Genomic DNA, 19,470 nt, shown 5'->3' with positions numbered 1-19,470 from the left:
GCGAATGATCAAACGTTTGCACATTGATGGAGATGAGTTTTGCTAAAAGAGAATTTGAATCGGAATGATTTGAGCTTTATGAAAATGATAATTAAAGGAAAACGAAGATAACAAGTGATTGGTTGAAATTGTAAACGGTTACTTTATGAATTTGGCGGATTTCGATAGAATATCACCATTTAATAACAATCCATCTTGTTGTACACTAGCTTCAGGAAATAAAAGCGCTTACTTTATCTTTGGATGGATGAGGTTGGCGTTATTTTCAAGAAGTTGCACAAACGTTTGCACAACTGTGGGGGAACATAGAAGTTATCACATGAGGAGGTAAGCGTGGGATGAAACGAATGCTTAAGAAAAGTGCTGCCAGGTTTATGGTGCTGGTCATGTTTGTAAGCGCTATCACAGGGGCGGCCCCGGCGGTCTACGCGCAAGATCCGCCAGAAGCGCAGACGCTGCAAAGCCTGGTTATCGGCACGACGTCGGATACGGGGGCGGAGGTTACCTTTTATTTTGATGGAACAGCGAGCGGGATTCCAGGCAAAGAGCGCATTATCGTGAAGGGGGAGTTCAGCGGCTGGAACGAGCGCGAGCTCACGAAGGGTAACAACGATATATGGTCTTACACGGCAGAGCTCCCTGCTGGATGGTATGCCTATGGACTTGCGTCGTATCCAGGAAATACCTGGCATGGAGATCCGCTTAATACGACGATTATTAAGGGTGGCAATCCAGGCGTTGCCGTGCCTGGCATTGTGTTTGATGCACCGTTCGAAGTACTGACAGACAGTACGACAACGTTAACCGGCGTCTATTTTACAGGCAATGAGGATGATACGGAGGAGCTTGACTATTCGCTGGCAGCACCTAAGGATGGCGTAACGATTAGTGATGGCACGTTAATCGTTGATGAAACGGCGACTGCGGGAACGGTGGATGTGATTGGTGAATCGGGCGGCGGCAAGTCGGTCACGCGTACGATTCGAATCGTTGACGAGCTGCTGTCGAGTCCGGTCATTAACGGGGACGGCACGGTAACGTTCAATGTTGTATACGACGGTCCGTCCCTTTACTTAGTAGGCGCGATGAACGGATGGGATATTGATCATGCGATTCCGCTGGCGAAGACGGATGGTGTATTCAGTGTAACGATACCGCTTGCTGCCGGCATGTATGAATACAAATTCGTGCCGAATAATGGCAGCTGGACAGGAGATCTGCTGGATTCGCTTAACCCGCTTACGAGCGGAGGCAATTCCAAAGCTGTCGTTCCTGGCCTTATTTTAAATAATCCGAGTGCGATTGAGCAAGGAGCAGAGCTTCCGCTTACGGCTAATCTGCAGAGCATCGACAATACGCCAGCAACGGCCGTAACACCTGTCTGGAGCTTGGAGCAGCCCGTTGATGGAATATCTATCGTAGGCAATAGCCTGGTTGCGGCTGCGGATGCAGAGGCAGGCGGTACAGTCACCGTTGTTGCAGAGTATGATGGCTATATGGAGAAACAAATCATTTCGATCGTCGAGAAGATGAACACATTCACGATTCATTATTATCGGTTCGATGGCACGGCTAATGATTGGAATCTATGGCTGTGGCCTCAAGGGGTGAACGGCCAAGGGTATTCGTTTACGGATTCGACAGATGAAGGCTATGCGACAGGAGCGTACAAGTTCCAACAATCGGAGATTAATGTGATTCCGAGGTTGTCTGTGCAAAACAATGATTGGTCCCAGCAAGACTCGACTCGCAAAGTAGCGATTCAAAGCGGCAATTCCGTAGAGGGATGGATCGTTGAAGGGATATCGACCGTTTTTTACGAAAAGCCGGTTATTGAAGATTTAATCCCGCTTCAGCGGAAAGTACGGTTCCAATATATTCGTGAGGATGCGGACTACACCGATTGGAACATTTGGACATGGGATACGGGTAAGACGAACGGGACTGTATTGTTCACGAAATTCGATAATGGCAAGGCAGTTGCCGATATAGCGATTGGCGAGCAGACGAAGCAAATGGGCTTCAAGCTGCGCAAAGGCTTTGATTGGGAGACCGCTGTCATCGATCAGAATTTTGACCGAGTAATTGTTACCGGCACGGAGCCGCTGACGAAGGTCATCGTAACCGGCGGACAAGGTGCATTCCGCACACTGCCGGCAAGCTCTGCGCCTGTATTGGCGGATGGCGGGGCTACCTTCTACTACAGGGACGATGCGTTGTTCGAGGCTGAAGAGATGCATTTGATCGATGGCGTGAAGCTGAAGATTGGCGATAGCGAATACCCGATGGTTTACGATGCGGAGGATGAAAGATTCAGCTATAGGTTAAATGCCCTTACTGAAGGGACGCTAACCTATACTTATCTTGTTACGAAGGATGATGTTACGACAGAAGTAACGGATCCTCGCAACACGGTAGATGGCGTATCTACGTTGACGTATAAGCAGCCAGCTGTAAGCATGACGTCGGAAGTAGGCCCTTCTACGATTTCGTACAATGAAAATGCGGTATTGAAGATAGCGTTGACCGCCGAAGATGATACCCCTATGACGGGTCTCTATGCAGACCTAAGATCGATTGGCGGCAATGCGGTGACCTTCATTGACCCTCAGCTTAATGAGCTGACGATTGCGGTGAAGGACACGGTAACGACCGGTCTGAAGAACATACCGATTACAGCCATTGATATCTATGGAAATAAGCATATGCATACCGCTAAAGTACGTGTGGCAACAAGAAAAACGGTTGGCGGAGCAGACGACTTTGATTGGGATGAGGCACGCATTTATTTCATGCTGACGGATCGCTTCTTCAATGGAGATCCATCGAATGATGACCCGAACGGCGAGAACTATAATACCTCGCATCTTGAAACGTATCATGGCGGGGACTTCAAAGGCGTTACCGAGAAGCTCGGCTATCTGGATGAGCTCGGTATCAATACGATCTGGATTACGCCGATTGTCGATAATATCGACTTTAACAAGGGCGTCGATTTCGACGGTCAACAGTATGGCTACCATGGCTACTGGGCGAAGGATTTTACATCGATTGACGAGCATCTGGGCGAGCTGGAAGACTTCAAGGAACTAATCGACGCGGCCCATGAGCGCGGCATCAAGATTATGGTAGACGTTGTGCTTAACCATACCGGCTACGGACTGGACGCATTAGCAAGCGGATGGTCTGGATTAACGAACTTGCCGACAGCCGAGGAGCAGCAGGTGTTCGCAGGCATGCTGCGCGATGAGGATGAGGATCCCGTCGTTCGTTATTCGTTAGCCGAGCTGCCAGACTTGAAGACCGAGCTTGCTGAAGTGCGCGAGCAGATCGTAGCATGGCAGACGGATTGGATTGAGAAGTCGATGACGGCGAAGGGCAATACGATTGACTACTTCCGTGTCGATACGGTGAAGCATGTCGAGAATACGACGTGGATGGCCTTCAAAAACGCGCTGACGAAGATCAAGCCGGATTTCAAGCTTATTGGTGAAAATTTCGGCGCAAGCGTGAACAACGATGGCGGTTATTTGCGAAGCGGCATGCTCGATTCCGAGCTTGATTTCCAATTCAAGGTCATTGCGCGAGATTTCGTCGATGGCCGAATAAACAGCGTAGAGCAGGAGCTAGCGCAACGCGACGAAATGATTGACAACACGGCGACCTTCGGCCAATTCCTTAGCAGCCACGACGAGGAGGGATTCCTCATCAGCTTGCTTAGCGATGAGGACAAGCAGAAGTTCCGCGAGGGAACGCTTGAGCCTTCGATGCTCGCGGCTGTGCAAGCTAAGCAGAAGATTGCAGCCTCGCTGCAAATTACGGCCAAGGGCCAACCGGTCATTTATTACGGTGAAGAGCTTGGGCAATCGGGCGTGAAGGCTGAAGATATGGGTGCGGGCGACGTGAACGAGAACCGTTACGATCTGAATTGGGACGGTTTGGACGACCCGGCTTACAATCATATTTTCGACCATTATAAGAAAATGCTCAATATCCGCGCGCAATACTCGAAGGTGTTCTCCAAGGGAACGAGAACGCAGGTAGCGGGAAGCGATGAAGCTGGTTTCACTTTGTTCGAGCGGGCATATAAGGGTCAAAGCGTATACGTGGGCATTTCGACCAAGACGGATGAGAAGCAGGTGACGTTCTCCGTACCTTACAAGGCAGGGTCAACGGTTCAGGAGTTATACAGCGGACAGCCGCTAGTGGTTGCGAGCGACAAGACGGTTACTGTGACGCTACCAAGTATATTAGATGGCGGAACTTTCGTTATAGCCGGCCCAGCTAAAGTGTCGGGAGATAATAGCGGTGTTGTGCCGGAAGTGCCGGTTGGTTCGACGGTTGAGGTAATCGCTGAGGTAAGCGGAGATGCAGGCTTGCGGACGGCAACGGTGGCAGCCGATCAGCTTGGAGCTGCGATTGATGCGGCCGCGCGCGGCGAAGGCAAGGTGCAGGTCCATATACCTGCGGTCGCTGCTGGCGAAGCAGTTGATGTGCGCATTCCGGCAGCGATGCTTGAGAAAGCGCGTGAGGCTGGCGTGGATTTGGAGCTCGTATACGAGGGCATGACGATTAAGATAGCCGCAGGAGCGCTAAGCGGAGCCGAGTTAAATAGGGCTGAATATGCGGTTATATCGCGCAGCTTGTTGGAAGAGACAGCGGAAGCGCGCTTGAAATCGGCTATTGCGGCCAAGGATAGCGGTTATGCGGCAATTAGCGAAATCTATAGCTTTGGCGTCAAGCTCGTCAATAGAGCTGGCGAGACAGCTTACGTGAACAGCTTCGGTACAGATGTGCAGATCAGCATAACGCTTAGCGCGGATGAGCTGGCGCTCATTACGAATAAGCTGAAGACAGGCGTTTACTACGTGAAGGAAGACGGCACATTGGAGTTTAAAGGCGGAACGCTAATAGGCAGTATTCTTACGTTTAGCACGGAACATTTCAGTGAGTATGTCATTATGCAATATAACAAGAGCTTCTCGGACGTGAAGGAAGGGTGGGCGAAAGCTTATATCGAGCTGTTGGCTGCCCGCCATATTACGAGCGGAGTCGGTGGAGACCGCTTTGATCCGAAGGGAACGGTAACTCGCGGCCAATTCGCTGCTTTGTTAGGGCGAGCGCTCGGCTTGAAGCCGGCTGCTGCTGTTGGAGGCAAGTTCAACGACGTGTCTGACAATGCCTACTATGCCGGTTATGTGGAGGAGCTTAACAAGCTTGGTATTATTCAAGGATATGAGGACGGCAGCTTCAAGCCAGATGAGGTCATTTCTCGTGAGCAATTGGCAGCAATGGTCATTCGGGCTTACTACTTTGTAGTTGGATCGGCTTCGCCCGCGGTTTCTGCAGGCKCAGCTGAATTCAAGTTCAAGGACATACACGAAGCATCACCATACGCAGTCGCAAGCATTGAAGCAGCTTATAAGCTTGGTATCATTAACGGTGTAGGCGATGATCGCTTCGCTCCGAATGCTGCCGCTACCCGCGAGCAAGTCGCGAAAATGATGATCGAGCTGCTGAACAAGTCAGGCAAGCTCTCGTAATTCGTAAAGCCCCGAACCAAGCTCGCAGGAGCTGGGTTCGGGGCTTCTTATTGTTTATGCTGAGGTATCCAGATGACTTAAGTAATCCAGTGCCTCGTCCAAAGTGCTGACGGGCACGATCGTTATATCATAGCCCCGCATCTTGGCTTCGTCCAAAATATCTTTTTCGTTGCTATCGGTCGGTTTCACATCCGCTGGACTGAAGAATAGATCCACTCCAGCTCGCTCGGCTGCGATGATCTTGTCGCGAATGCCCCCGATCTGACCGACATGGCCGGCTGTATCGATTGTACCGGTGCCGGCAATCGTTAGGCCATGCGTTAGTTCAGCCGGGTCTAGTTGATCCGCAATTTCGAGGGCGAACATCAATCCTGCCGAAGGTCCGCCTATGTTCGCTACAGTGAATTCGACCTTAATAGGCGGAGTGATCTTGAACTGGTCCTCCGTTACAAGTCCTATTCGCGGATACGCCTTGCTAGATGTCACATCGCTTCCAGGGAGGCCGTAAAGTTCAACATCGAGCTTGAGCTGCTGATCTCCGCGTAGTATGCCTAGCGTGATCGTGTCGCCAGGGTTCTTCCCGGCATCAAGTAAAGCAAGCATATCGTCTAGCTTCGTAATAGGCTTGCTGTCTGCCTCGTTAATAATATCTCCCGGGAACAGAATTCCCTTCGCCTTGGAGCCGGCATAGATCGATTGTACGAATATGCTCGTATACTTCAAAGGAACTTGCTTGCCCGAAGCTTCGAGCGCCGCTACAACGGCGCTATTTTGCGAGTGCTTCATCATATGTTCGAGCAGCGCTTTGTATTGTGAAGTCGTAAGGTTGCCTCGAACCTGGCTTGCCTTGCGGACTTCCGTATCCGGGGCGAGCAGCCCATACAGCAGCGTGAAGGTGTTGCTAACCTTGGAGCTGAAGACGGTCGTCAGATTGAAGCTGCCTTCCTGCGAAGCCGCACCGTTCTCCACTTTGACGTAATCCCCAATATTCTCTACGGTGCCCGGTTGATAGATATAATAAGGAAGCGGTATGAACAGCATGCATGCAAGAAGCAGCAGCGCGATAGAATAAATAATTCCTGCTCGCGATCGCGAGTTGTTGGTTTTGTAGCTCATTGGTTGCTCCTTCCTGCCTCGATATCTATTTATACTCTTTATTATCCCACAATAGAGAAACGTTTTACAAAAAGATGAAGCCACATACAACTTTTCTGCAATCCTATCCGTTCTACTAGCCGAGGTGAACAAATTGCCGACAGACGAACAGTTAATTGAGGAGATTCAAGGCGGCGGACAAGCTGCCATGGAGGTACTCGTAAGGCGATACTACAAGCAAATATACGCCTATATGTATCGTAAGACGAGCAGCAGCCATACGGCTTATGATCTGACCCAGGATGTATTCGTGAAGATGGTGAACAGCATTCAGGCGTATGCAAGCAAAGGCAGCTTCAGCAGTTGGCTGTTCACGATTGCGGTCAATCATTGCCGTGATTATTACAGATCCGCGTCCTACCGACATGGTGCCAATAGCACGATGTATGATGAGCGGCTCGATTCGAAGCAGAGCGAGTCAGTTGCTTATATTTTTGAGAAGAAGGAATCGAGACAGCGCTTGAAGCAGGCGATTGGCACGCTTCCGGATATGCAGAGCGAAGCGATATTGCTTAAATACTATCATGATTTGAGAATCCGCGAGATCGCTGATATTACTGGAGCGAATGAATCGACGGTTAAGGCGAGGCTCAAGCAAGGCGTGGACAAGCTGAAGAAACTGCTTAGGAGGGAAGATTATGAGCAAACGCACCGTACCTGAACGGCAGGCGAAGGATGAACTCTTGGAGCTGGATGAAGAAATGAAGCTGCTGCTGGACGATTATTCCGTTGAATACCCAAGCGAGGATGCCATTGTCCGCACGATTGATACACTAAGGCCCTATGTGATTTCGCCTGAACTGCGACATTCAACTAAGGGACGCCTGCCGATAAAGCGGGACCTTTTCACGATGCTGCATATTCGGTCCGGTTTTTGGCTTATCAATGTGCTGTTTTTTTTAGCTGGCCTGTATTTTTGGGGCTACAAGGACGGCGATCCATACACGATTTTGATGCTGCTTGCTCCAGTCCCCTTCCTCATCGGCTTGCTGGAAATTTTCAGAGGACGCGATGACGGGCTAATCGAGCTCGAAATGAGCTGCAAGTATTCGGCGCAACAATTGCTGCTTGCGAAGATGGTTGTTATTGGCGGCTACAACGTGCTGCTTAGCTCATTGCTTATTACAGCATTCGGCATGTTCGGCGAACCGATCGTACTCACGAAGCTGCTCATGTACTGGGTCGCGCCGTTCACCGTCGTGTCGAGCATCGGTTTCAGCGTAGCCTGCCGGGTTCGCGGGGCTGTCAGCACTGCAGTCATGCTAACGTTATGGCTATTCAGTATCATCGGAATCATGAGCAGCGAAGAGCTGTATAACGTTATGAATGGGCTTCATCCATCGCTCTATGCCACAGTATCGGCGGCAGCAATAGTCGTATTTGCATGGCAGACGAAACGTTTTAGAAGAGGTGATTATTTTGAAATTATCCATTGAAAGAATATCGAAACAATTCGGTCGGAAGAGAGCGCTCGAGAACGTAACCTGTGAATTAACCGAAGGGCTGTACGGCTTTTTAGGCGCGAACGGATCTGGCAAAACAACGCTGATGCGTATTCTGGCATCGGTCTTGCGACCAAGCTCCGGGCGAGTTCTGCTCGACGGCGTCGATATAAGTGTCATGAATGAGCGTTACCGCGATCTGCTCGGTTACTTGCCGCAGCATATGGGGCTGTACAGAAATTTCACCGTACAAAAGTTCCTATTCTACATTGCAGCGCTGAAAGGATTGGACAAAAAGCAGGCAGAGCTGAAAATAGACGAGCTGCTTGAGGCTGTGCATCTTACAGCGGAGAAGCGGAAGAAAGTCGGTAAGCTGTCCGGCGGCATGAAGCAGCGGGTGGGCATCGCCCAAGCGCTCCTTAACGATCCGAAGATTCTTATTGTCGATGAGCCGACGGCAGGATTAGATCCGAAGGAACGCATCCGCTTCCGCAACTTGCTCCAGACGATAGCGGCAGACCGCATTGTGCTGCTCTCTACGCATATCGTGTCGGACATTGAATATGTGGCCAAGGAAATTCTCGTCATGAAGAATGGGATGCTTATCCAGAAGGCGGAGCCGCAAAAGCTGCTAGACCGTTTGCATGGCAAGGTATGGACGATCGAAGCAAGCATTGGCGAGGTTGGCGCGCTTCAGGCCCGCCATAAGGTGAGCAGCCTCATTAACGCCGGCGACCGGATCTCTGTACGCATTTTGTCCGAGCATAAGCCGGATGAGCGGGCGGCAGAAGCGACCCCTGATTTGGAAGATCTGTACTTATATTATTTTGACGAGGAGGCCCCGAAATGAAAGCGCTGGTGAAGTTCGAACTTTATAAAATCTTTCGTCAGAAAAGCATCTATATCGCATTGGTCGTTATGCTCTTTCTTATTACGCTCAGCATGGGCGGCCAGTTCGGCGGTTCCTCCACGTCTGATTACCAATCGTGGGAGGGCGAGCTGACGGAGGAGAAAGTCGAAAGCGCTGATTCTGCCTGGCAGGCTATTTCTGCTAAATACGACGGAGAAGATATTCAATGGAGCGAGGAGGATCGGATGAATGCGGGAGTGCTCGAGGCGATAAGCAATCTGCATTTCAGAGAGATGCAGCGTGCCGAGAAGGCCGAAGCGCTGAAGGAGTATCTGTATACGGCGGAGCAAAATGGCGGGCGAGGTTATGAGCAAAGAAAGGCGGAGCTCCATCTAAGCATGCTGGAGAGCTTCAGGATCAACCAATTTTATTACAGCCGCGGAGCGGGCGAAGTGATCGATTTCGTGAATACGTTCGGACTTGTCATAAGCGGAGCGATGCTGCTCGTTGGTTTGGCTTCGATTTTTTCAAATGAATACGCAACGGGCATGGACCAGTTTCAACTCAGCTCCAAGCTGGGAAGAAAACAGCTCGTCAGTGCAAAAATCATGGCATCGTTGATGTATCTAGCTCTTGTCGTCTTCATCTGGGAAGTCTTTAGCATCATTCATCAAATCAATAAATACGGGGGCGGCGGATGGCAATCCCCTATGCAAAAGCTGTTTAAGTACAGCCATTCACCTTACGCTATGGACCTTGCAACGTATGGCTTCGTACAGCTTGGCATGCATCTGTTAGGCGCTGTCGGCCTAGTCGCGGTCATCCTGCTCGTATCGGCGCTGTGCCGGCATACGATGTTGTCATTCTTGATATCCGGCACCTTGTTCGCGCTGCCCATCGTTATTGTGAACATTCTAAAAATCGATATTACATGGTTAACCTCCATCCTGCAATTCAGCATGACGAAAGTAATGGCGGTAGAGGTACTATTCATGGACTTCTCGACGATAAATGTATTCGGTCTCCCGGTCCTTTATCCGTTTGTTGCGATTGCGGTTATGGTTGCATTAATCGTATTATGTCTGTCGTTGTTATACGGAACGATGCGGCGTAAAGAGGTTATATAATTGTTCGACAGAGGCTGTTTCCAATGAAATAAGGGGAACGGCCTCTTTTTCGTTGGAGGAGTTGGACGAGTTCTGCAAAATGGGGTTTGACAAGGAATCGGAATGGTTGTATGGTTAGTTACATAACTAATGAACCACATAAGCAAAGAGGTGATAGCGTGTTCGACGATCGTAGCCCCATCTACCAACAAATCGCGGATAAGATCAAAGAGGACATCATAAGCGGCGTTCTGCAAGAGGACGAACAAGTCATGTCTACTAACCAATATGCCTCGTTTTACCGGATTAACCCAGCAACGGCTGCGAAGGGTTTTCAATTGCTTACTGACGAAGGGATATTGTATAAGAAGAGAGGGATTGGGATGTTCGTGAGCGGAGAGGCAAGACAGTCGCTGCTCGTTCAGCGAAGAGATGTGTTCTTCGAGGAGGTTGTCGACAAGATGCTGGCCGAAGCGGATAAAATCGGTGTGCCGGTGAGCGACATTATTAAACGAATCGAATCTGTGAAGGGGAGGGATGAGGCATGACATTAAGCATAGAGGTGAATAAGCTGCAATTGCGTTATGGGAGGTTCACCGCGCTGCACGACCTGACGTTCAAGCTCGACGGGGGTAAAATATACGGCTTACTGGGGCGCAACGGCTCGGGGAAAACAAGTCTGCTGTCCATTCTCGCTTCCTTCCGCTTCCAGACGGCCGGTTCGGTTGCGATCGACGGCGAGGCGCCTTTCGAAAACGCGAAAATAATGGAGCAGGTGTGCTTCATTCAAGAAAGCGGCCATATAAGCGACGCATTCAGCGTACGCGATGCACTCGAGCTTGCGGCAAGCTGCTGGCCGAATTGGGATGACGAGTACGCGCGTAAGCTCGCTGCGTCGTATGATCTGCCGATGAAGAAGAAGGCCATGGAGCTCTCGCGCGGCATGAAGTCTGCTCTCGGCGTCACGATCGGTCTTGCAAGCCGAGCTCCGGTTACGATATTCGACGAAGCCTATCTCGGGATGGATGCGCCGTCACGTTACATGTTCTACGAACAGCTTCTGAACGACTACATGGCTCATCCGCGCACGATTATTGTATCCACTCATCTCATTGAAGAGGTGGCTTCGCTGTTCGAAGAGGTGCTGATTCTTGACCATGGCAAGCTTATCGTGCATGAGGAAACGGAGACGCTGCGGGCGAAGGGAACGGCTGTGACGGGACCGGCTGAAAGCGTGGACCGATTCGTGAACGGCATGACCGTGCTTGGCGAGCAGAAGCTAGGCAGAACGAAATCCGTAACGGTTTTCGGCGTGTTGAACGAGGCGGAGAGAGGGCGGGCGATCGCAGAAGGTCTTGATCTGGGGCCGGTATCGCTGCAAGATTTGTTTGTCCATATGACGAAACGAAGGGGCGATGAGCAATGAATCGGAAGAGAAGGCATCCAGCGATTAACGTAGCGCTCAAATTAATGCATGCCTACCGATGGTCGCTTAGCATCTACTGGGTTATTTTCATATGCATGTATGTGGTCATTGAGATTATTAATAATGCTTCTGCGCTTGCCGGGAACGATATTGATGCGCAAGCCATATGGGAGGGAGCATCCACCTCGCCTCGCATATTTCTACTCGTCATCGGCATTATGTTGACACCGCTGTCGATTGCGGGCTTTGTCGCCAACGGCGTGACGAGAAAATATTTTATATGGGGAGCAAGCGGCTTTATAGCTGTTTATTCGGCAATCTCCGCGGTCATTATGACACTCGGCCGTCCTATTGAGAAATGGGTTTACGATCGGTATGATTGGGAGATTACCTTTAACAGTCCGTATTTGTTCATCGATGCCTCGCAGCCGTGGTGGATTTTTTTGGAGTACTTTTTCAATTTCATTGCTTACTTCGGCAGCGGCTGGTTAATCGGATCATGCTTCTATCGGTTTAATTGGAAGCTCGCAACCGTGTTATGTTTGTTTGCCTTGCTGCCTGTGCTCGCAATGGAAGCAGTGCTTTCCTCCGACTGGGTAGGCTCGCTTTTGCAGTCCACCTTCGATATCGAGCGTGCAAGTATTTTCGTTGTTGTCCTACTCGCGTTATGCGTGATTGCTCTTCTATACGGCGCCGGTTACTTGATGCTTCGTAAGGTGACGATTAAGCGCAAACTCATTTCATAGGGATTTGAATGAGCGGCTTCTTCAGAAATTATTTCTGAAGAAGCTGTTTTTTTTGGAGTTCGTGACACCCTGTTGTCAGTTCGAACGTTTATAATTGAGAAAAAGTGGAATGACAGTAGGAGGTCGAAGCATAGCGATGACAGCGGGCCTACAGCTTGAGCAGCTATACGGGTGCATAGGGAGCAATCCGCTCCAAAGGAAAATCTTGCTCGTTCAGAGTCATGCGGAAGGTCACATGCTAATCGAGAGAGTCGTTCGTGATTACGGGGCCGCTTTGCATACGGACATTCGGACGATGACATCATGGGTGCTTCAACTGACTGAATTGACGCTGGCCCAGCATCGCATTCGATATATAGGCCGCGAAGAGGTTTACTGGATTGTTCATAAGCTGCTTGTACAGGCGAACGCTGCGGGAGATGCCTATCTGCGCGGAATTAATATTACCCCGGGTGTCGTGCGTGTATTCGCGGACGGTATTGCAGAACTGCGCGATGCGGGTTTGCAAGCACGCGACGTATGGCCTTCGCACTTCGAATCCAAGGCGAAGGGGGACTGCGTTCAAAGGCTGCTTGATCGCTATGAGCAATATTTAATCGTGCATCGACTTAGCGACTTTGCTGGTCTGTTGCCTTATGTACGCAAGCTGCCGAAGCGTCAAGAGTGGATTGTGACGGGTCCTACTGACGGATGGCCTGCCGTACATCGTGAGATGCTTGAAAGTCTGACGGAGGCTGATCGACTATGTAGGGTAGATCGGGCAATTGGATGGCTGGAAGGCGATCAGTCGTTGCCAATGGCTTCAGTCGCTTTCCGGCATGCAGCCGGACCGCTGGCAGAGGTAAGAGGCGTGTTCCGAACGATGGCGCAGAAGCAGGCGGCTTGGGATCAGACAGAAATTATATTGTCTGATGTCGAGGCATTTACCGGCGCGATCTATTCGATCTCACGCTTGTATGGCGTGAAGTGTACGTTCTCTGGAGGTCTGCCGATCTCTTTTTGCAATATCGGTAAAGCGGCAGAGACTTATCTTGGCTTTCTAGAATCGAACTATAACGTCGATTTTATCGTTAAGGCATTGAAGCGGCGAATTATTTCAATTGGGGTTGATGATGCGAGTGATATTTCGTCGGCACCCATCATACGCCAGCTAGAAGGCGCGGGAATCGGCTGGGGTCGCGATCGTTATCAGCTCGCAGCGAAGTTCGCCAAGGGTTATGCAGATCGATGCAGTGAGATGGATGAAGCTGACGATAGCTTGGAGAGTATGAAGAAGACTGCCGCTATTTGGGGGCAGTTGGACGTTTTCTTCGGTAAGCTGTTCAAAGGGCTGCCTGATACGCCGCATGTAGCGCCTGCCGTTCTCCTTAAGGAATTAATTGCTTTTGCGGATAGCTATGCAATCGCTAGGAATGGGGACGATAGGGAAGCACTCGGCGGAATGAAACAATTGCTAACGTTTATGCAGGGCGCGGGCGACCAGCAGACTGTGCTCACGCTTCAACTAGCAATTTCATTCATCAGAGATGGGTTAGGCGGGCTGCGAACTTCTGTAACGTCCATTCATGAGCCGGGAGCGGTGCATGTGACGTCGCTATCCGATGGGGGACAAAGCGGCCGGAAGCATACGTTCATCGTTGGAATGACAGAGAAGAGCTGGGCGATAAAGAGTCGACAGCACCCCATCCTCCTCGACCTCGAGCGCGAGCGTATAGGCGGAAGCCTGATGACTAGCGACCTTCGGACGAAGCTTAAGCTTTCTGATAGGAACAGCCGCTTTGGCTTCATGAAGGGGAACTGCTATTGCAGCTACAGCTCCTATGATATAACGGGGAACACGGAGCAATACCCGGCGTTCGAGCTTCTGCAGATCTACCGGTTATTCAGCGGCGAGAGGGAAGCTGACTATGATTCGCTGCATCAATTTATGGGCGAGATGGATCGTTATTTCGGATCATCGGCAGTCCCGTATTCTTTGGATGGTATAGATGCGATGCTGACACATCTGATTGCGCCGAACGGGCAGCTCAGAGATGGGGACGAAGCGCTGCTGCGACTATACCCTAACTTGGCAGATGGGGCTCACGCTAATGCAGCGAGACAGACAGGGCTGTCGTTGTCGGCATACGACGGCATGATTAACATAGCAGGCGGCGAGGCCATCGCAGCATATAACGAGGCAAGACCGCATTTGAGTGCAAGCCGGCTAGAGCTGTTCGCTCGTTGTCCTCTTCAATACTTTTATCAAGAGGTGTTAGGAATCCGTGCGAGTCAGGTATTCGAGTTCGATCGCTCGCAATGGCTCGATGCGATGCAGAGGGGATCTCTCCTTCACGCCATCTATGATCGTTACTTGCAGGCCGCTTCTTCTGGGGGGCTGGCAGAGGGGATGTCTACGCCAAAGCATGATCGATTGCTTCTTGCGCGCATAACAGATGAGACGCTTCATGAATATGCAGAGCTAATCCCGGCACCAAGCACTTCGGTGTATAACAAGGAATGCGAAAGTATTCGGCAGGATACCGAAATTTTCTATGCGAGTGAGCTTGAACGTTCCTCGATGCCTATATGGTTCGAGCTTCCGCTTCATGAGAACGGTGAGCCTCTGCAGGTAGAATTGTCAGATGGATTGCGGATGCCTGTGAAAGGGTTCATCGATAGAGTCGATCAGATCGCTCCGCATCAATATAAGATTTACGACTACAAGACAGGAAGTCCGAAGAAGTACAAGGAAGACGTATACTTTGCAGGAGGCACGCAGGTGCAGCTAGCTTTGTACGGCGTAGCCGCACAACAATTGCTGCGGCAATCAGGACTGGATAAGGACGCTGTTGTCGTCACCTCCTCCTATTATTTTCCTACGGTCAAGGGCTTGGGAGAGGAAGCGATTCGTGAACAAACCGACAACCGCAGAGAGGAACTGTCGGCGCTCGTCAGCTCTGTCATAGAAGCAATCAGCCAAGGCGTGTTTCCGCCTACCGCTAACCCTGAACATTGCAAGTGGTGCGATTATCGTGAGGTATGCGGGAATCATGCGGTAGTATTCAAGGATAAGAGGCTGCATGAGGCGAATGAAGAGCGCCTAAGATCGATTACGGAGGTGAACGGTCATGCTTAAGCAGCAGGTGGATGACGATGGGCGCGCACGCGAGCGTATAGCTAGCGACCTGGACGTTAATATGCTCATTGAGGCGGGTGCCGGATCAGGGAAGACGACATCTGTTGTCGGCCGTATGCTTGCGCTCATCAAGTCAGGCAGCGCTGAAGTGCAACAGATTGCTGCAATAACGTTCACGAACAAGGCGGCATCGGAGCTGGCCAGCCGCTTCCGAATGAAGCTGGAGCAGGAGCTGCGAGCAAGCAAGGATGAAGCGGAGAAGCAACGGCTGGAGCAGGCAATGGTTCGACTTCATGAGGGATTTATCGGTACCATTCACGCCTTTTGCGGGAAGCTGCTTCGGGAGCGGCCGATTGAAGCGAAGCTTGATCCCTCCTTCCGCGAGATGGAGCAGGAGGAGGACCAACAGTTCAGAGACAACTGCTGGGACGATTATTTGGTTATGCTGCGGGAGCAAGGGAATGAGCGGTTAATCGATGAGCTCGCAGAGCACTTGGTTCATGTAGAGGATTTGCGCGCTGCTTATCATCGAGTGTCTCAATACGAGGATATTCACATTCATGTTCAACCTGTACGGCGACCGGACTTTGATCTGATTCGTCTCTCTCTATTCCCCCTGCTGGATGAGGCGTACCAACATATCCCTTCTAACGCACCGGTCGGCGGTTATGATGAGCTGCAGAAGCTAATCCAGCAAGCAACCAAGTTGCGACTGCTAAGCTCAATGGATCAAGAAATGAACGTATTGACGCTCGCCAAGCAGTTCGATAAGGAGCTCAAGATAACCCAGAAGAAGTGGCATGATAAGGATACTGCGAAGATGCTGCTGGGGCAGTTCCATGATTGGCAGATCAAAGTGCTGTGGCCATTTCTTGGCCGCTGGAGATCGTATATGCACCCGAAGCTCATCTCTTTCGTTCAACCGGCTGTGAAGTATTGCGGGGAGAGACGCGCTGCCGAAGGAAAGCTGAACTTTCAGGACTTGCTGATGCAGACCTCTGCCTTGTTGCGTGAGCATAACGAGGTGCGGGCGTACTTTGCGGCAAGATATACACGGTTGTTCGTGGACGAATTCCAAGATACCGATCCCATCCAAGCTGAGATGATGCTTCTACTAACAGGAAGCGATCCGAAGGAGTCAGATTGGAGACGTCAGTTGCCCCGTCCCGGCTCCTTATTCATTGTCGGCGATCCGAAGCAGTCAATCTATCGGTTCCGGAGAGCAGATATATCAACCTATAACTTCGTGAAGGAAAGAGTAGCTTTGAGCGGAGAGGTGCTGCAGTTAACGCGGAACTTCCGCTCCATACAAAGTATTGGTAACTATGTGAACTATGCGTTCGAGAGCAAGTTCGCCAAGGTCCAGCAGCCTTCCGATACTCAGGCTGCCTTCGCTCCAATGCTAACGCAGCAGCCTAATCCAAAGGGCAAAGGGGCAGCTCATGGCGTATACACAATTACGATTCCGAAGGTTGATTATGACCGCAAAGCGGTTATAGCGGAAGAGGACGCTGACCGTATCGCTAGATATATTGCAAGAGCTTGTACTGGAGAGCTTACTATTCAAGAGAAGGATAGCAATGGAAATCCGCTGCTGCGGCCTGCTGTCCCAGGCGACTTCATGATTTTACTGAAGCATAAGCAGTTTATTAATCTATACGCAGCGAAGCTAGAGCAATACGGAGTGGCTGCCTATACTTCGGGCAGCGAAGTTCTCTATGAAGAAATCTATATGCTATATCAGCTTGTGCAAGCAGTCGGTGATAGCTCGAACCGCATTCCGCTGCTAGCTGTCTTGAGGGGCATGTTGTATGGAGTGAGTGACAACAGCTTGTACCATTTTCGCAAGGAAGCGGGCTCGATCTCGATCTACACGAAGGCTGTGGAAGATCAGTTGAGTGATGATGCAAAGCCGGTTCTAGCTGCTTTGCTTAAGCTGCGTGAATACACTGCTGTTGTTCGCGAACTGCCTGCGTTAGCAGCATTGACCCATATTGTTCATGATCTAGGATTGTTGCCGCTATCTGCAATAGGTCAGACAGGGGCACTGCGAAGCGGCACACTTCTTAAGCTGCTTGAGACGGTAAGGGCTGATTCGGAGACGGCATCGGATTGGAGTTCACTGACAAGCCACCTGCAGAGGTTAACGGAATCGCGCGGAATGGAAGGAACGAGCTTATTCGCAGGCAGCGGAGAAGCGGTACGTATTATGAATGTGCACCGTGCGAAGGGACTTGAAGCTCCGGTCGTCTTTCTCGCATCGCCTTGCGGGGACAATAGCCACGACGCGAAGGAGCATATTGATCGTCTGTCTGAGCCTCCGCAAGGCTACTTCACGATATCTCGTCCGAAGGACAGCAATCACATGGAAGTAATCGGTGAACCGGTGGATTGGGAACGGCTTTCCGAGCGTGAGCGGACGTTCATGCATGCCGAGACTGACCGCTTATTGTATGTAGCTGCGACGAGAGCGAAGCAACTGCTTATTATAAGCCGTTATCCTGTACGTCCTGCCATCGATCCATGGAGTCTGCTTGGCAGTTCGCTTAGCGGCCAGCAAGAGCTGGAAGATGAACCTTTCAAGCCCGTTACAGCGCCTTCACTTATATCCAGTCCTGATGAAGATGTAGTGGGAGCTGTTGTTAAGTGGCAAGCTTATGCTGCTGCCGCGTCAGAGGCGACCTATGAAGTGACGAGTGTTACTTCGCTTGCCAAAGGAGAAGGCGTAGGTTCTCTGCCTAGGCCTACAGACGGCGGGGGCGTGGCATTTGGCAGCACGGTTCACCGCTGCTTACAAGCGCTTGGTGAAGGACTCCAGGCTGAGCTGCTGCCAGATTACTGCGAGCTCGTTGCCGAGCAAGAGGGGCTTAAGCTGGAATGGCGCGGACGTGCAATGGCAGCTATAGAAAGAGTAATCACTAGTGACCTGTGGAAACGCAGTGAGCGAGCTATTCAAAGGCACTTCGAATATTCATTCATGATTAAGCGGGAGCAAGACGGCCGGGAGAGGCTGATCCGTGGAGTGATTGATCTTGTCTTCGAGGAACTAGATGGCTGGGTTATTGTGGATTTTAAGACAGACCAGTTCGCTTTAGAGAATGAGAAGCAATTTGTCGAATTTTATCGAAACCAAGTGAAGGCCTATGAGACCGAATGGACGGAAACCTTCGGCTTTACGGCCAAGGAAGCGGGACTTTACTTCATTCATCATGACAAATACGTGGAGCTATAATTAAATATTTTTCATAAATTAAGGAATTGCTAGAAGGTCATTGCCGAAGATTGTCGAACTCTAGTAGAGAAGTAGCAATCTATTATCGACTTTCTGAGGTGTATGTATGAAGGGTTTGCTCAAATATACTGTAATTATCGCATTCGTATTCGCAATGTTCTCATCCGTTCTAGTTCAACCGACCCATGCGCAAGCCAACTCAGAAGACAACGACACCATCTACATTAACGAATGGGAAATGAAATGGGAAATCAACCCCGACGCTACCATAGAGGACATTATGTCCGACGAACAGGCAGAGGGGTGGTTTCCTGTTTCATATGAAGATGATTTGCCTGATATACCTGAAGGGATCAAGACCGCATGGTTAAGGCTTGATTTGCCTGATCGCAATGATAACAGATCTGCATTGCTTATAAATCAATTGGTCGCCAAAGATGCACTTATTTATATCAACAAGAAAGAAGTGTTCTCGTCATATAGAAATTATTCATATAACAAAAATGAAGTTTTGCTGCCAATAAATCATGATGAGAAAAATGCGAGTATATACCTTCGCTTGGCAACAAGTGAAGATTTATTAGGTATACGGGGCCAAGTTGCTGTTGGAGAGTTTCAAGTATTAAGTCAAGGATATATGAAACTTGGAATATTGGATGTAATATTAGGCGCTTCCCTAGTTATTATTTCAGTAACAATGTTCATTAGTGTACTTTTTGTAAAAAGAGATTATTTAGTTGGTTGGAATTCTTTGAGTACTGTTATTTTATCAATAGGACTTATGATATTAACTTATTCTCCTTTTACTCATTCTGTAATGAGAGAGTATGGGGAAATATCATATTATTTATT

General features: G+C 50.1%; 11 protein-coding genes and 1 pseudogene. 11 read left to right on the top strand and 1 reads right to left on the bottom strand.

Going from position 1 to position 19,470, the window contains the following annotated elements; genetic code table 11:
- The first annotated feature begins 338 nt into the window (after positions 1 to 338).
- On the top strand, positions 339 to 5,543 hold the full coding sequence (locus AB4Z33_RS23665; protein WP_442052250.1) for an alpha-amylase family glycosyl hydrolase: 5,205 nt from the start codon (positions 339 to 341) through the stop codon (positions 5,541 to 5,543).
- A 54-nt stretch (positions 5,544 to 5,597) separates the two neighbouring features.
- Here AB4Z33_RS23665 and AB4Z33_RS23660 read toward each other — a convergent pair whose 3' ends face one another.
- A complete protein-coding gene (locus AB4Z33_RS23660) occupies positions 5,598 to 6,659 on the bottom strand; it encodes a SepM family pheromone-processing serine protease (RefSeq protein WP_442052249.1) in 1,062 nt (353 codons plus the stop codon).
- Positions 6,660 to 6,783: 124 nt separating this feature from the next.
- Here AB4Z33_RS23660 and AB4Z33_RS23655 point away from each other — a divergent pair, with 124 nt between their 5' ends.
- The 10 genes and pseudogenes from AB4Z33_RS23655 to AB4Z33_RS23610 all read left to right on the top strand — a co-directional run.
- Positions 6,784 to 7,359 carry an RNA polymerase sigma factor gene (locus AB4Z33_RS23655; RefSeq protein WP_442052248.1) on the top strand — a complete coding sequence of 192 codons (576 nt, stop codon included), beginning with the start codon at positions 6,784 to 6,786 and terminating at the stop codon, positions 7,357 to 7,359.
- On the top strand, positions 7,337 to 8,134 hold the full coding sequence (locus AB4Z33_RS23650) for a hypothetical protein (RefSeq protein ID WP_442052247.1): 798 nt from the start codon (positions 7,337 to 7,339) through the stop codon (positions 8,132 to 8,134). The genes AB4Z33_RS23655 and AB4Z33_RS23650 overlap by 23 nt, the downstream gene beginning before the upstream one ends.
- A complete protein-coding gene (locus AB4Z33_RS23645) occupies positions 8,118 to 8,990 on the top strand; it encodes an ABC transporter ATP-binding protein (RefSeq protein ID WP_442052246.1) in 873 nt (290 codons plus the stop codon). The genes AB4Z33_RS23650 and AB4Z33_RS23645 overlap by 17 nt, the downstream gene beginning before the upstream one ends.
- Complete coding sequence (locus tag AB4Z33_RS23640) at positions 8,987 to 10,117, top strand: hypothetical protein (RefSeq protein ID WP_442052245.1); 1,131 nt, start codon at positions 8,987 to 8,989, stop codon at positions 10,115 to 10,117. Before AB4Z33_RS23645 ends, AB4Z33_RS23640 begins: the two co-directional genes overlap by 4 nt.
- A 158-nt stretch (positions 10,118 to 10,275) precedes the next feature.
- Positions 10,276 to 10,644, top strand: coding sequence for a GntR family transcriptional regulator (locus AB4Z33_RS23635; RefSeq protein ID WP_442052244.1), 369 nt, complete (start codon positions 10,276 to 10,278; stop codon positions 10,642 to 10,644).
- A complete protein-coding gene (locus AB4Z33_RS23630; RefSeq protein ID WP_442052243.1) occupies positions 10,641 to 11,522 on the top strand; it encodes an ATP-binding cassette domain-containing protein in 882 nt (293 codons plus the stop codon). Before AB4Z33_RS23635 ends, AB4Z33_RS23630 begins: the two co-directional genes overlap by 4 nt.
- Positions 11,519 to 12,268, top strand: coding sequence for a hypothetical protein (locus tag AB4Z33_RS23625; protein WP_442052242.1), 750 nt, complete (start codon positions 11,519 to 11,521; stop codon positions 12,266 to 12,268). Before AB4Z33_RS23630 ends, AB4Z33_RS23625 begins: the two co-directional genes overlap by 4 nt.
- Before the next feature lie 136 nt (positions 12,269 to 12,404).
- Complete coding sequence (locus tag AB4Z33_RS23620) at positions 12,405 to 15,386, top strand: PD-(D/E)XK nuclease family protein (RefSeq protein ID WP_442052241.1); 2,982 nt, start codon at positions 12,405 to 12,407, stop codon at positions 15,384 to 15,386.
- The gene (locus AB4Z33_RS23615) at positions 15,379 to 18,618 is read left to right on the top strand and encodes a UvrD-helicase domain-containing protein (protein ID WP_442052240.1); all 3,240 of its coding nucleotides are present in this window, start codon (positions 15,379 to 15,381) and stop codon (positions 18,616 to 18,618) included. Before AB4Z33_RS23620 ends, AB4Z33_RS23615 begins: the two co-directional genes overlap by 8 nt.
- A gap of 106 nt (positions 18,619 to 18,724) precedes the next feature.
- Positions 18,725 to 19,470, top strand: a pseudogene (locus tag AB4Z33_RS23610) (hypothetical protein); the annotation flags it as partial.

The sequence above is a fragment of the Paenibacillus sp. 2TAB19 genome, from assembly GCF_052115185.1.
GTDB lineage: Bacteria > Bacillota > Bacilli > Paenibacillales > Paenibacillaceae > Pristimantibacillus.
The sequence above is the reverse complement of the archived record's forward strand: the minus strand, read 5'-3'. Positions and strand labels throughout refer to the sequence as shown.